Origin of the sequence: Nocardia sp. NBC_00565 (genome assembly GCF_036345915.1) — a bacterium.
Classification (GTDB): Bacteria; Actinomycetota; Actinomycetes; order Mycobacteriales; family Mycobacteriaceae; genus Nocardia.
The window spans coordinates 3,926,527-3,940,158 of the sequence record NZ_CP107785.1 but is presented as its reverse complement, the minus strand read 5'-3'; the positions used below and the strand labels follow the sequence as shown (position 1 = coordinate 3,940,158).

General features: G+C 65.9%; 11 protein-coding genes. 5 read left to right on the top strand and 6 right to left on the bottom strand.

What is annotated here, in order from left to right; genetic code table 11:
* The first annotated feature begins 6 nt into the window (after window positions 1-6).
* Window positions 7-2,280 carry an MMPL family transporter gene (locus OG874_RS18865; RefSeq protein WP_330256436.1) on the top strand — a complete coding sequence of 758 codons (2,274 nt, stop codon included), beginning with the start codon at window positions 7-9 and terminating at the stop codon, window positions 2,278-2,280.
* 103 nt (window positions 2,281-2,383) lie between these two features.
* On the opposite strand, the gene OG874_RS18860 is transcribed toward OG874_RS18865, so the two are convergent.
* The 4 genes from OG874_RS18860 to OG874_RS18845 are packed head-to-tail and all read right to left on the bottom strand — an operon-like array spanning window position 2,384 to window position 6,245.
* Window positions 2,384-3,148, bottom strand: a complete 765-nt coding sequence (locus OG874_RS18860; RefSeq protein ID WP_330256435.1) for an SDR family oxidoreductase — start codon at window positions 3,146-3,148, stop codon at window positions 2,384-2,386.
* 11 nt (window positions 3,149-3,159) lie between these two features.
* Window positions 3,160-4,053 (bottom strand): UbiA family prenyltransferase, encoded by an 894-nt coding sequence (locus OG874_RS18855; RefSeq protein WP_330256434.1) that lies wholly within the window; start codon window positions 4,051-4,053, stop codon window positions 3,160-3,162.
* 27 nt (window positions 4,054-4,080) lie between these two features.
* Window positions 4,081-5,439 carry a cytochrome P450 gene (locus OG874_RS18850; RefSeq protein WP_330256433.1) on the bottom strand — a complete coding sequence of 453 codons (1,359 nt, stop codon included), beginning with the start codon at window positions 5,437-5,439 and terminating at the stop codon, window positions 4,081-4,083.
* Window positions 5,436-6,245 carry a polyprenyl synthetase family protein gene (locus tag OG874_RS18845; protein ID WP_330256432.1) on the bottom strand — a complete coding sequence of 270 codons (810 nt, stop codon included), beginning with the start codon at window positions 6,243-6,245 and terminating at the stop codon, window positions 5,436-5,438. The genes OG874_RS18850 and OG874_RS18845 overlap by 4 nt, the downstream gene beginning before the upstream one ends.
* A gap of 154 nt (window positions 6,246-6,399) precedes the next feature.
* On the opposite strand from OG874_RS18845, the gene OG874_RS18840 reads away from it, so the two are divergent.
* Window positions 6,400-7,518, top strand: a complete 1,119-nt coding sequence (locus OG874_RS18840; RefSeq protein WP_330256431.1) for a TetR/AcrR family transcriptional regulator — start codon at window positions 6,400-6,402, stop codon at window positions 7,516-7,518.
* Window positions 7,519-7,826: 308 nt separating this feature from the next.
* Here OG874_RS18840 and OG874_RS18835 read toward each other — a convergent pair whose 3' ends face one another.
* Window positions 7,827-8,945, bottom strand: coding sequence for a TetR/AcrR family transcriptional regulator (locus tag OG874_RS18835; protein WP_330256430.1), 1,119 nt, complete (start codon window positions 8,943-8,945; stop codon window positions 7,827-7,829).
* A 276-nt stretch (window positions 8,946-9,221) separates the two neighbouring features.
* Here OG874_RS18835 and OG874_RS18830 point away from each other — a divergent pair, with 276 nt between their 5' ends.
* The 3 genes from OG874_RS18830 (at window position 9,222) to OG874_RS18820 (ending at window position 12,530) form a co-directional block, all read left to right on the top strand.
* Complete coding sequence (locus OG874_RS18830) at window positions 9,222-10,250, top strand: transglycosylase SLT domain-containing protein (RefSeq protein ID WP_330256429.1); 1,029 nt, start codon at window positions 9,222-9,224, stop codon at window positions 10,248-10,250.
* 263 nt (window positions 10,251-10,513) lie between these two features.
* Window positions 10,514-12,145, top strand: coding sequence for an ABC-F family ATP-binding cassette domain-containing protein (locus tag OG874_RS18825; RefSeq protein WP_330256428.1), 1,632 nt, complete (start codon window positions 10,514-10,516; stop codon window positions 12,143-12,145).
* Window positions 12,146-12,296: 151 nt separating this feature from the next.
* Window positions 12,297-12,530: a helix-turn-helix domain-containing protein gene (locus OG874_RS18820; RefSeq protein WP_330256427.1), complete on the top strand. Its 234-nt coding sequence runs from the start codon at window positions 12,297-12,299 to the stop codon at window positions 12,528-12,530.
* Window positions 12,531-12,660: 130 nt separating this feature from the next.
* Here OG874_RS18820 and OG874_RS18815 read toward each other — a convergent pair whose 3' ends face one another.
* Window positions 12,661-13,623 carry a hypothetical protein gene (locus OG874_RS18815; RefSeq protein ID WP_330256426.1) on the bottom strand — a complete coding sequence of 321 codons (963 nt, stop codon included), beginning with the start codon at window positions 13,621-13,623 and terminating at the stop codon, window positions 12,661-12,663.
* Window positions 13,624-13,632: the final 9 nt, after the last annotated feature.

Below are 13,632 nucleotides of genomic sequence, written 5' to 3'. Positions count from 1 at the left end.
TGTGGGGTGTTCGAACTGACCAAGCTGACCAATTCGAGCGACCGGCAAGCAGTCGCTACGCTGACCATTTCGAGCGACCTGCAAGCAGTCGCTACGCGGCGCAGCAAGTGGATTCTCGGCATATTCGCCGGGCTCGCGCTGGTGATGGGGATGCTCAGCTCGACGTTGTTCGACAAGGTGCAGGGCGGTGGCTACAGCGATCCCGGTGGGGAAGCCAGCCGGGCCACCGAGATTCTGCGCGACACCTTCGGTGCGGCGCCGCCGAACTTCGTGTTGCTGGTGCGCACTGATGGCTCGGTCGACGATCCCGAATCTGCCAGTGCCGCAGTCGAATTAGCGCAGACACTGAAGGACGAACCGAGTGTCGCCGGTGTCACGTCCTATTGGATGGACAAGTCACCCGCACTGCGCAGCGATGACGGCAAGTCGGGGCTGATCGTCGCCAGCATCCTCGGCGAAGAAGGCGATGTCGACCAGCGGGTCGGCGGGCTCGCGGACCGCTACGGCGGCGCGCACGGCCCGGTCGAGGTGCGCGTCGGCGGCTACGCGATGTTGTTGCACGAGACCGTGAAACAGAGTGAAAAGGACGCCGTCGTCGGCGAATCGATCGCCTTCCCGATCACCCTGATCGCCCTGCTGTTCGTTTTCGGCGGTTTGGTGGCGGCCAGCCTGCCGCTGGTAGTGGCGGCGGTGACCGTCATGATCACCATGGGCGCGCTGTATCTGATCACCCTGGTCACCGATCTCGCCGCGACCGCGACCAACGTCGCCACCCTGCTCGGCCTCGGTCTGGCGATCGACTACAGCCTGCTGATCATCAGCCGCTACCGCGACGAACTGGCCGCCGGAGCCCAGACCGGCCCGGCCGTCGCCGCGACGATGCGCTCGGCCGGGCGCACCGTGGCGTTCTCGGCGGTCACCGTCGCGGTCGCGATCTCGGGCCTGCTGTTCTTCCCACTGCTCGCGGTGCGCTCCATTGGCTATGCGGGGCTGGCGGTCGCGGTGATCGCCGCCACGGTATCGCTGACAGTGCTGCCCGCGATTCTGCGGCTGCTCGGTAGCCGCATCGATCGCGGCCAACTCGGGTGGTTCTTCCGTCCGCAACGACCCGCGCCGGGTGAGGGCTTCTGGCATCGGCTCGCGGTATTCGTCATGCGCAAGCCGATGCCCATCGGATTGGCCGTCACGGCATTCCTGCTGCTGCTCGGCACCCCGTTCCTCGGCGTGAAACTCGGCTTCCCCGATGAGCGGGCGCTGCCGGAATCGATGAACAACCGGCAGATCACCGAGATCATCCAGCGCGACTTCGCCGCCACCGATACCAACGGCCTGTTCGTCGTGCTGCCCGACGGTAAATCCGGACTGGACGCGTACGCCAGGAAACTCTCCGAGGTCGACAACGTCGGCCGCGTCGACACCGCCACCGGCAGCTACGCCCATGGCGGGCAGCTCGCCCCGCCGATGACGCAGCACGCGCACTTCGAAACCCAGGACGCCGCATACCTTTCGGTGACGCCGGATACCAGCGATCCTGGTCTGCTGGATCGAGTCGCGAAGGATCTGCGCGCGGTACCCGCACCGTCGCCCGCTTTGGTCGGCGGCATCGCGGCCGCCAGCGCCGATTCACTCGACGCGGTGACCTCCGCGTTGCCGCTGGCGCTGGCCTACGTCGTGATCGTCATGCTGATCGTGCTGTTCCTGCTGACCGGCAGCGTGGTGCTGCCACTGGTGGCGATCGTGCTCAGTGCGCTCAGCCTTACCGCGACCTTCGGCGCGCTGGTGTGGATCTTCCAGGACGGTCACCTGTCGGGACTGCTCGATTTCACCGTGACCGGGGACCTGCCGCCGACGGTGCCGGTCATGCTCTTCGGTGTCGCCTTCGGTCTGGCCATGGACTATCAGGTGTTCCTGCTGTCGCGGATCCTCGAGGAGTACGAACGCACCGGCAAGAACGAAGCCGCCGTCGCACACGGGCTGGAGAAGATCGGCCGGATCGTCACCGCCGCCGCGGTGCTGATCTCGTTGGTGTTCTTGGGATTTCTGGCCTCCGACATCACCTTCATGAAGTCCTTCGGTATCGGCCTGCCGCTGGCGGTGCTGGTGGACGCGACGCTGGTGCGCGGCTTCCTGCTGCCCGCTGTGATGAAACTGCTCGGCGACTGGAACTGGTGGGCGCCGGGTCCGCTCGAAAAACTGCACGAGCGCTTCGGATTCGACGAGGGACCGTCCGGGCCGGCACTGCCGGACCTGGACGATCTACGTCGACCCGCGCGGGTGTAGGCGACGAAAAACCCTATGGCCGCGCGGTATTCGCCGCGCGGCCATAGGACTTGTTGGGACGCCTCCGGTTCCGCAGGCTGACAGCGGATTGCCGTGTGCCGCCTCAGATTCCGCCGGTCGACAGCAACCCGCCGTCGACGCGGACGGTCTCGCCGGTGATCCACGCCGCCTCGTCCGAGGCCAGGAACCCGATCAGCCGCGCCACATCCTCCGGTGTGCCGAGGCGCTTCATCGGATACACACTCGCTGCCTGCTCCTCGTCGGCCGAATACAGCGCGTCGGCGAATTTGGTCTTGACGACACCCGGCGCGACCGCGTTCACTCGGATCTTCGGGCCCAGCTGCCAGGCCAGTTCGTCGGTGAGCCGGATCAGCGCGGCCTTGGACGCGCCATACGCCGCGATCACCCCGGTCGAGCGCAGACCGGCCACGCTGGCCACATTCACCACCGCGCCACCGTGGTCGCGCATCCACGCCTTGTAGGCCTCTTGCACATAGCCGAGCGCGGCGACGACATTGACGTCAAAGATCTTGCGCACCGCCTCCAGATCGGCGTCCATCAGCGAGCCGTAGACCGGATTGATGCCGGTGTTGTTGATCAGGATGTCCAGCGAGCCGAACTCCGAGACCACCCGCTCGACCGCCGCGGCCCGACTGTCCGCATCGCCGGAATTACCCGCGAGCGCGATGACCTCGCCCTGATGGCCGAGCGCCCGCAGTTCCGTCGCCGCCTGCTCGAGCGGCTCCGGCTTGCGCGCCGTGATCAGCACATTGGCGCCGCGTCGCAGCAGCTCCGCCGCTACGGCATGGCCGATGCCCCGGCTGGCTCCGGAAACGAGTGCGCTCTTGCCCAACAGATCGGTCGTCATGTGATGGCACGCTACCGCAACGCGAAAACCGCACTGGCCAAGGTCACGCAATACCACAGGGTGTAGAGCAGGTAGGTCGTGTGGTCGGCGCGGCGACTACGCAGGCGGACGACCCGGTAGGCGATGGTGAGCGACAGCAGCGCCCCCGCTCCGCCGAGCAGCATCGCGATGGTCGGCGCATGGCGGTAGAGGAGCAGATACAACGCCACCGGGTACCCGGTGAACGCCGCGGCGAAGAACCATCGGCATGCCGTCTCGCCGACGACGGCAACGGCCGTTCGTCGACCAATAGCCAAGTCTCCGTCGATATCTCGCAGATCTTGCAGCGATACCAGCACACCGAGCGGTATGGCGATGGTGAGGATCCAGGTCCAGGCCGCAGCCGTCAGCGGAGTCACGATCTGCCAGGCGGCCGCCAGTTGCGCGATGGTGCCCGCCACCATCGCGGCATTCTTACCCCACGCGGCCCGGGCGCCGCCGAGATGGTTGTGGAAGACCCAGGCCGCGACCCACAGCGCGGTCCATTCCAGGACACCGAGCGCCGCCCCGAGTGTCAGGAACGCGGTGGTCGTCACGCCGAGCCGCCACCATGCTTCGCGTGGCGTGATCAGCCCGACCACCAGTGGACGATGCGGCTTGTTCAGCCGGTCCTCTTCGATGCCGATCAGTTGGTTGGAAAGATCGAAGGTGTAGATGTAGAGCCAGAAGTAGCTCAGGCACCAGATGATCACCGTCGGCAGGGCCGACCGCGGTGTGGCGGCGCTCATCCACGCGGCCAGGGCGAAGGTGGTGGCCGGCAGTACTGTCGCGGTCAGATCTCCCCGGGTGAACGACCAGCAGATCTGCAGTTCGCGCAGCAGCCGGGAAGGGCAGGGGCACTCGAGTGTCGCCGCGTGCGCTGCCATCTTCGTGATCCGGTCGTTTCAGGGTTGTCAGGCGGCTGTGGCCGTCGGCCGGCGTCGCCAGGCCCGCATCTCGAGATTGGTCGGCGCGGGTAGGTGTTCGAGTCCGGGGGATACCGGTCGAGCGGTGAGCGGAGCCAGTCGCCAGCGTGCGGTGATGGTGGCCAGTGCCAGGACGGCTTCGACGAGCCCGAATTGATCGCCGATGCAGCGTCGGGCCCCGGCGCCGAAGGGGATGTAGGTCATTCGGTCCGGGACTGTGTCGAGCCATCGATCCGGAACGAATTGTTCGGCACGTTCGTAGATATCCGCGCGTCGATGGATGAGGTGCGGGCTGACCGCGACGGTGGTGCCCGCGGGCAGTGTTATGCCGTTCAATTCCGTGTCGGTGGATACGACCCGCGTGAGCAGCCATCCGGCCGGATACAGCCGCAGCGTCTCGGTGATGACCCGGTTGACGACCGGCAGCTTCGGGATGTCGTCGTAGTGGGCGGTCGCTTGGGACAGCACGGAGTCGACTTCCTCGTGCACCTGCCGCGCGGCGTCCGGGCTCCGGGTGAGCAGGTACAGCGCCCAGGCCAGGGTGCTCGCCGTGGTTTCCGCACCGGCGAACAAAAAAGTGAAGACCTGATCGATCAGTTCCTCATCGTTGAGCACGATGCGGTGGCCGGTCGAGTCGGGATCACGCGCGGCCATCAGGGCGGACAACAGGTCGCCGTGGTCGCGACCGTCGGCCCGCCGCTGTTCGATCAGATCGGCAGCCACGGCCCGCAACCGTCCCCTGGCCCGGTAGTAACGCCGGTTTCCCGGCAGCGGCAGCCGATTGATGATCGGCGGCAACACCATTCGCCGGAACATCGTCCCGGCGAGCACCGCGAAGTCGTCGGCGAGCTGCTGAAATAGGTGTTCCGGCAGGGATGTCGAGAACATGGTCCGAACTGCCACTCGGATAGTGAGTTTCGACATCTCCGTGCTGATATCGACGATCCGGCCGTCATCCCAGTGCCGCAGCACATCATCGATCGCGCTGATCATGGCGTCGGCATAGCCGGGTACTCGCTCGGGCCCGAACGCGGGCTGACACAGCCGACGCTGCCGACGGTGGCGGCTGTGCGGACACGTTCCGATGCCATCACCGGCGAACTCCCGTGACCGATCGTAGAGCGGACCACCGCGATCGAAGGTCCGATCATCGAGTAGGACCGCCCGGGTCAGTTCGGGGTCGCCGACCACCACGACCGTCAAGGGGCCGAGGCGAACCCGAGCCATGTCCCCGTTCACGTAGAGGGATGAGATGAACCCCAATGGGTCGGCCAGAAAGCGCAGTCCGTGACCGAGGATCGGCACGCTTGCCCTGGCGAGCGGAATGGAGTCCAGCGTGCGAGTCATACCGACCCGCTGGTGACCAGGTCCGCGAGCAGCCGCAGATCTTCGGTGCTCTCGTCGGCCGAGAATTCGGACAGACATGCCAACGCTGCGCGAACCTCTTCGTCGGCTTCTTGTTCGGCCGCGCCGGCGCGTTCGGTCAACCGGCATGCCATCTCGAGATGCCGTCCGAACTCTGCCAATGCGCGGTATTCCGCTGCGTGCGCGCCGCCTGCGATGGCCCCCATCTCGCAGGCGCACGATAGTAGGGTGCGTTGCTCCGCCATCGGCGAACCTTCAGCAAACTCGGTGGTTCCCGGGTATTCGAGTTCGGGATATGGCCACTGCCCATCACAGACCGCGGCAAGCGCTTTGGCCAGTACGGTGACGCTCGGTCGGTCCACCAGCTCATTGATCGCCACCGCGAGCAATGTTTCCCCGGCGAGCAGCGCCGCGTTCCGGCCGGAAATCGACCAGGCTGCCGCACCAGGACGGCGTCGCGGGTCACCGTCGACCAACTCGTCGTGCACGAGTGCGAAATCGTGGATCAGCTCGACAGCGACGGCTTCGTTGACACATTGCCGAATGTCGGTGGCCCCCACGGCCTTTGCGGCGGCCAACACCAGCGCTGGACGGATGGCGGCGCCGGCGGGGCGGTTCGGGGGTTTCCCCGTCTCGTCCCACCATCCGGCGTAGTAGCCCGCGAGCATCCGCATCGGCGGGGCAATGCGGTCGAGGGAGGACAGATACGCGGGCTCGACCAGTTGCCTGGCCCCGCCGAGCACGGCGGCCGCGGTTCGCGACCTGGACTGCTCGGTCGTGGTGCCCACTGCGCGTCCCCTTCGTCGGTGATAGATCGCTCGCCGGGGCAAGCGGTTTCAGCTTCAACTCCGAGCCGCTACTCGGCTAGGTACCATCCGAATGTTAGCAACATCCAGATGATCTGCACATCTGAGAAGCGAACAGAGTGGTTGGTGAAGACCTATGGGTCGTCTGAGTAGAAACGAACAGCAGCAACGCAACCGCGACAATGTCCTGGCGGCGGCCTGCGCCGAATTCGCCGAACGCGGTTTTCGTGGGGCGACAGTGGACGGGATCGCGGAACGCGCGAATCTGACCCGAGGTGCGGTGTACTCCAACTTCCCCGGTAAGCGGGCGTTATTTCTAGCTGTTCTCGCCGAAGAAGCCGAGCGTGCTGCGGCTCCCGTCGACGATGCTCCGCCGCGCTCACCGAGCGTCGCGCTGGGTCGATTCGCGCGCACCTGGATCGCCCATCTGCCGCGCTCGGCGAACTATCCGCGGCACGGAAAGTCCCAGCTGCAATCGCCCATGCTGGCCATCGATCTCGTTCCCGAACTCATGGACACCGAGCTGTTGCGCGGTCCGTTCGCCCAGTTGATCAAACTCGATGCCGTACTCCTCGGGCACTCGTTGGGCATGCTGGAGGACGGCGCGGCCGGGCGTGAACCGCCGGGGCGGTGGCTCGGTGTTGCCGAGTCCGTCCTCACGGTTCTCTATGGCGCAACCCAATTGTCCTTCGTCGCACCGGAATTCGTCGATCCAGCCAAGATCGCCACGGTGTGCGAGCAAATGGTGCACCTGCGGCTGGATGATCCAGGGCCGCCGGTGCTCCGCGCCGAGGACACGCAAGCCGCGGATGTCGACGAGGTGTGGGCGCCACCGACGTGCCTGGACTTGGTTCGCGCCGTGGCCGCCGATCTGCACGCGCAAGGCATGGTGGCGGTGCTCGGCGTGAACAAACTCGGCGCCGCCGAAATCATTCTCCGAATGCTGCCGATCAATTGCCGCATCACCGTCGCGATGGTTACGGCGGACGCGGCCGAGGTGGCACCCCTTGCCCGGCTGGCGATCGCCGACCTCGGTCGATCCCTGCGCGCGGCATTTCCGCAACCACCGGCGCTCGGCATCCAGGTAGTTCTCGACGAGTCCGGCGATCTCGCCAGGGCTTGTGGAGTCGACGCCGTTGATGACGACAGCGAAATGGCGCTGCTCATCGACGGCGGCAGAGTGACCGCGCGGGCGGCCGGTCGGGGTGCATGCGCCGCGATCGTGGCGAAAATGTTTGTGCCCCTGAGGAATTGAAAACCACCGGCCGCCGGATGCTGATCAATGGCTCGGGTATTGCTGGGTGCCGCGCTCCGAGGGGCCGCAGAACATCTCGCGCCGCGATTCCGGATGACAACATCATCCAGATGTTGGTAACATCTTAATCGATCGTCTGCAGCTCACGGATCCGCAGCGCATCGCCGCCGCCCCGCTGAGGAAGTTCGATCGATGGCAGTTATCTGCCCGGACGCGGCGCGAATCCAGCGTTTCGTTCAACGGTTGCTGCCGTTCTGCCCGGGCGGGGCAGGCAGAACGGCAGCACATCGGCTGGACCAGCAAATCGGCTAGACCTTTGTCCGTTCGGGAGACGCGGCGAACGCGGTGTGACAGGCATCGGGTCCGCTCGCGCGGAGTGTGATGCGGCCTGCGGAGATGACGACGGCCGCTTCGGTGTTGTCGTCGACCGACTCGAGACCGCAGGCGGTGGGGATCGCGCCGGATTCATCGACTATCACCTGGATGTCGGGGAGGGCCGAATCCGGGAATGCGTATCGCAGCGAGCGGCTGAAGTCCGCGAGGGCGAGTCGGGCCAGGGGCGCGAGTTCGCCGGTTCGATCGTCGGTGACCAGGGCGAGAGTGATGTCCGTATGCGGGGGTGACAGCGCGATCAGGTGCTGGATGGCAGCGATCCTGTGCATGCCGAGGACGGTGACGACGCGGTCGCCGTCCGGACGCGCGGTCGTATTTCGCAGCATGTCGAAACAGATTGGCGGTGACCAGAGTTCGTTCACGTACTGAGGGTGCGGGCCGGTGACCTCGTGCGGCGGTGCGGGAGCGTCGTCGACCGATTCGAGCGATGCGATCTGCTCGCACAATCCGACGACATGTGCCGGGTCGACGAAATCGGGTGCGGCGAAGGACAACTGGGTCGCGCCGTACAGGATGGTCAACACCGACTCCGCGATGCGCAGGAACCGCTGTGGCGCGCCTCGCTGTTGGTCGAGCGCGCCGAGGGTGGCGCCGAGCAGGATGGCGTCGAGTTTCATCAGCTGCGAGAACGACCACCGGATTCGCTCGTCGCCCTGGATCTCGGGTATCAGGTCGATGCTGAGGACGGGGGAGCTGAGTCGCTGTTCGGATGCGGTGTAGGCGTACCTGTTCGATCGTGGCAGACGCTCGGCCCAGGTGCTCGCGAACATTCCGAGGGCGGCTGCCGGCGTCGCACCGGCCGGGTGTGCCGACGGTGCCGGGGCCTGTTCGGCTTCGCGGGCCAGCACGGCGAAATAGAGGGCACGCTTGCCGGGGAAGTTCGAGTACACGGCCCCGCGGGTGAGTTCGGCCCGGTCCGCGATGCCGTCGACGGTCGAGCCGCGGAAGCCGCGCTCGGTGAACTCGACCTTGGCCGCGTCCAGCACCCGCCCGCGGGTGATCTCCTGCTGCTCAGCCCTGCTCAGCCGTCCCATCGGTTCCTTCGCTTATCCACGGATCGCTGACCGCCGGCGTACCCGCTCGACGGTAGTGCGTGCCTGCCCGTTCCGGTGCCAGTGCCAGGTCACCCGGCAAAGTTGCCGCTCGGACGCTGGGGGACGCAGCTCTGATGCGATTATCATCCAGATGTTCATGGCATCTCAAATTTCGGGGGCTGCGGCCGCTGTTCTCACCGGCGGGAACATCAGTGGCGAGGGTGCCGCCCGAGTCGGGGTTAGGCTGCCGGACAGGGTATCGGCGGAAGGTGGAGCATGAGTGTCGACACATCGCTGCCGTCGCGCCCCGATGCCCCTATCCTCAACGCCTACGCCGGCCATATAGAGGTGGCGCTGGCGAAGTTGGCGAAGCCGGTGGGCACTGGCTCGGCGGAGTCGATCACGGTCGCGGGCCTGGATGGCTTGGGGGAGTCGCAGCTGAAGTCCGGCGACATCGTCACGAAGTACCACGCCAAGCAGAGCGACGCCACGAAGTACCGGGACGAGCTGAACTCGTTGGATACCAAGATCGTCGGTATGGCGGGTATGGCGCAGAAATCGGCGGACCTGGCGAACACGGTGTACACCGAAGTCAAGAATCTGGTGGATTTCGTCAAGGGGGTTCTCGATCCCCAAATTGGTGTGCCGCTGAACCCCACCGTCGAGTTGCAGATGAATGCGATCGTAGGAATCGACAAGGAAGTCGGCGACGCGGCGACAACGGTGTCGGAAGCATACGACGAGATGAACGAACAGGCCGGTGGTGTGAATGACGCGGCCTCGTCGAACAACTACAGCCCGTCAGGGGTCGGGAGTTATCCCGTGTCGTCAGGTGGCGGCGGGGGCGGCGGCAGCTACTCCGGCTCCAAGAGCCCGTATACAGATCCCGTCACCGCGACAACCGGTGGTGGCGACGGCCGCCGTCTCAGCGATGACGAGCTCAGGCAATACATCGGGAAGGCCCTGGACGCTCTGGGCATCACCGATCCCGCCGCCCGCGCGAAGTGGACCGAGGGGTACATGACCCTGATCAAACGCGAATCGGGCGGCAACACCGACTCCATCAACAATTGGGACTCGAATGCCGCTGCCGGACACGCTTCGCAGGGCCTGACGCAGACCATCCCGGGCACGTTTTCGAGCTACCACGTCGCCGGAACGTCCTCGAATATCACCGATCCGACAGCCAATATCGCGGCCAGCATGAACTATGTGATGCACCGCTACGACGTCGCGCAGGACGGCTCCAATTTGACGTCGAACGTGCAGCAGGCCGACGCCCGCCGGTCACCGAAGGGCTACTGAGCCGCTAGCGGTTGTACTCTGCGGGCCATTGCGATGATGACGGCGGTGCCGAGCGGGATCCGCGCAGTCGGTCTCGCTGGGACGGCTCGGAGAGTTAGTGCGGTCACACCTGGATCGCGGGTGTCAGAAGCACCTCCGGAGCCGGGTAAAATCAGTGGTTCTTGTGCGTATTCGCATCGCACAATCGAGTAGCTACCGACCAGCACCACGTACCCGTAGCGACTGCTTGCCGGTCGCTCGACCTGATCAGCGAGGAGACGCCTGTGATCACCGCGACGGACCTGGAGGTCCGGGCCGGAGTCCGCACCCTGCTGTCGGCCCCTGGACCGGCGCTGCGGGTGCAGTCCGGCGACCGGATCGGACTGGTCGGACGCAATGGCGCGGGCAAGACCACCACGCTGCGCATACTGGCGGGGGAGGGCGAGCCGTACGCCGGAAAGATTTTGCGTTCCAGTGATATCGGCTATCTGCCGCAGGATCCGCGCGAGGGCAACCTCGATGTGCTGGCTCGTGACCGCGTGCTCTCCGCCCGCGGCCTGGACACGCTGCTGCGCGATATGGAGAAGCAGCAGGCGCTGATGGCCGAGGTGGTCGATGACGCCGAACGCGAGAAGGCGGTGCGCAAGTACGGTCGGCTCGAGGAGCGTTTCTCGGCGCTCGGCGGTTACGTCGCCGAGAGTGACGCGGCCCGCATCTGCAACAGCCTCGGCCTGCCCGATCGTGTGCTCGGCCAAGCGCTGCGCACGCTCTCCGGTGGTCAGCGTCGCCGAATCGAGTTGGCGCGCATCCTGTTCGCCGCCTCCGACGGCAGTGGCGGCCGCTCGGACACCATCCTGTTGCTCGACGAGCCGACCAACCACCTCGACGCCGACTCCATCACCTGGCTGCGCGGCTTTCTGCAGAATCACGACGGCGGACTCATCGTGATCAGCCACGATGTCGAACTGCTCGGCGATGTGGTGAACAAGGTCTGGTTCCTGGACGCGGTGCGCGGTGAGGCCGACGTCTACAACATGGGCTGGCAGAAGTACCTGGACGCGCGCGCCACCGACGAACAGCGCCGCCGCCGGGAACGTGCCAACGCCGAGAAGAAGGCCAGCGCACTGCGCGCCCAGGCCGCCAAACTCGGCGCCAAGGCCACGAAAGCCACTGCGGCACAGAATATGGCCAAGCGCGCGGACCGGCTGATGGCCGAACTCGACGAGGTGCGGGTGGCGGACAAGGTCGCGCGTATCAAGTTCCCCGAACCCGCCACCTGCGGCAAGACCCCGCTGATGGCCGAGAACCTGACCAAGGTCTACGGCTCCCTGGAGATCTTCACCGGCGTCGACCTGGCCATCGACCGTGGCAGCCGAGTCGTGGTGCTCGGCCTCAACGGCGCGGGCAAGACCACCTTGCTGCGGCTGCTGGCCGGGGTGGAGACGCCGACCGCGGGCGGTCTGGTGCCCGGCCACGGGCTCAAGATCGGCTATTTCGCACAGGAGCACGACACCCTCGACGATCAGGCCACAGTATGGGAGAACATCCGCCACGCCGCGCCGGACGCGGGGGAGCAGGAGCTGCGCGGTCTGCTCGGCGCGTTCATGTTCTCCGGTCCGCAGCTGGAACAGCCCGCGGGCACCCTGTCCGGCGGTGAGAAGACCCGCCTCGCGCTGGCGGGCCTGGTCTCCTCGGCGGCCAACGTGCTACTGCTCGACGAGCCGACCAACAACCTGGACCCGATTTCCCGTGAACAGGTCCTCGACGCGCTGCGCACCTACGCGGGTGCGGTCGTCCTGGTCACCCACGACCCGGGCGCGGCGGAGGCATTGTCTCCGGAACGGGTGATCTTGCTGCCGGACGGCCAGGAAGATCACTGGTCGGCGGAGTATTTGGAGCTGATTCAGCTGGCCTGATCCGTGCCTTCGGGGCGGAGTTTCGTTGCGGGCGGTAGGTTTTCACTTCCCGGAAACGGGTATCTGGTGATATTCATCACAAAGACCCGTTGATCACAGCCTGTTGAGTGTCTAGCCTGGAAAGACGCGGCTCGGCGACTCGGAGGAAGCCATGAGCGACAGGCCCACACAAGTCAAGTCCACACTGGGGAAGGGCACACGCGTCACGGGGAAATCACGAGACCGTCTGCAAACCCAGTTGAAGAAGCAGTACGAGGCCGGTGCCAGCATTCGATCGCTGGCCCGGACCACCGGCCGCTCCTACGGCTTCATCCACAACGTGCTGGTGGAGTCGCATGTGCAACTCCGCAGCCGCGGCGGTGCCAACCGCCGTAAGAACCAGTAGCGTTCCTGGATCTGAATCCCAGTGTGGGCGAAGTGAATCCCCCACACTGCGGGGATTCAGCGCGTCCGACGCCGCTGGATAGGTTGCTCGCAACTTGCGGGCGGCGTACCGAGTTCGGCCGGGTGACGGCTCAGTAGCCCGGTACGGCCCCGTCGCCGTGGACCAGCAGGTTGGCGAGGCTGCGGAACATCGGCAGACCCGTCTTGATCTCCAGGTACGCGAACTGACCCTGTGGGTTGACCTCGAGAAAGTAGTACTCGCCGTCGAGGCCCAGGCGCAGATCCAGCACGCCGAAACTCAGGCCGAGCGCGCCCATCAGGGTGGCCAGCGACTTGCTGACCGAGGCGGGCAGATACTCGGGCGCGAAGTCGACGGTGGTGTCCAGCCGCGAATCGACTCGGCCGACGCCGGACTGCGAGTCGATACGGACCGCCCATTCGACACCATCCATCCACACCACGCGCAGATCGCATTCGGCATCGATGTAGTCCTGGAAGGTGGTCGGTGCGGAACGGATCCCGGCGAGCCTGCCGAAATCGGCCCTGGTGATGATCCTGGTTTCGGCGAACTCGGCGCGCCCGGTGCCGGTTCGCTTGTAAACGACCGGGCCCGAACGTGATTCGACGAAACTGCGGGCCTCGTCCGGGTCGTTGGTGATCAGCGTCTCCGGGATCACGAATCCGGCGCGCCGCGCGGTCTCCAACTGCACGATCTTGCGGCTGGCGGTGCGATCGGCGCCGGGATCGTTGACCCAGTACGCCGGAATCGACCACAGCAGACCCTGAATGAAGCCATCGCATTCGGCTTGCCGAAAGGCGTCGTCCGAGGCGCGCACACCGGCGGGAACCTGTGCCGGATGCGGTCGGCGCCACCAGACCGAACGGACGTCATCGAGTCCGATCACATGTGAGAGCGAACGCGCGGTGCCGAGCCGATCGAGCCGGAAACTTCCGGATTCGCGCGGGAAGTCGCGCAGGTCGAGCTGAATCGGGCTGAGCCCGTGGTGTTCTCGCAACGTCGCCGCCATCGCGGTGCCGTGCAGATCATCGGATTCGGAGACGATGAGGACCGAACCTGTCCGGCGCGCCGCCATACGCAGTCC

Excerpts from the sequence above, each read along its gene's own strand:
- OG874_RS18835 (WP_330256430.1), bottom strand. The coding sequence starts at position 8,945 with ATGGGACGGCTGAGCAGGGCTGAGCAGCAGGAGATCACCCGCGGGCGG.
- OG874_RS18820 (WP_330256427.1), top strand. The coding sequence starts at position 12,297 with ATGAGCGACAGGCCCACACAAGTCAAGTCCACACTGGGGAAGGGCACA.
- OG874_RS18815 (WP_330256426.1), bottom strand. The coding sequence starts at position 13,623 with ATGGCGGCGCGCCGGACAGGTTCGGTCCTCATCGTCTCCGAATCCGAT.
- OG874_RS18855 (WP_330256434.1), bottom strand. The coding sequence starts at position 4,053 with ATGGCAGCGCACGCGGCGACACTCGAGTGCCCCTGCCCTTCCCGGCTG.
- OG874_RS18850 (WP_330256433.1), bottom strand. The coding sequence starts at position 5,439 with ATGACTCGCACGCTGGACTCCATTCCGCTCGCCAGGGCAAGCGTGCCG.
- OG874_RS18860 (WP_330256435.1), bottom strand. The coding sequence starts at position 3,148 with ATGACGACCGATCTGTTGGGCAAGAGCGCACTCGTTTCCGGAGCCAGC.
- OG874_RS18830 (WP_330256429.1), top strand. The coding sequence starts at position 9,222 with ATGAGTGTCGACACATCGCTGCCGTCGCGCCCCGATGCCCCTATCCTC.
- OG874_RS18840 (WP_330256431.1), top strand. The coding sequence starts at position 6,400 with ATGGGTCGTCTGAGTAGAAACGAACAGCAGCAACGCAACCGCGACAAT.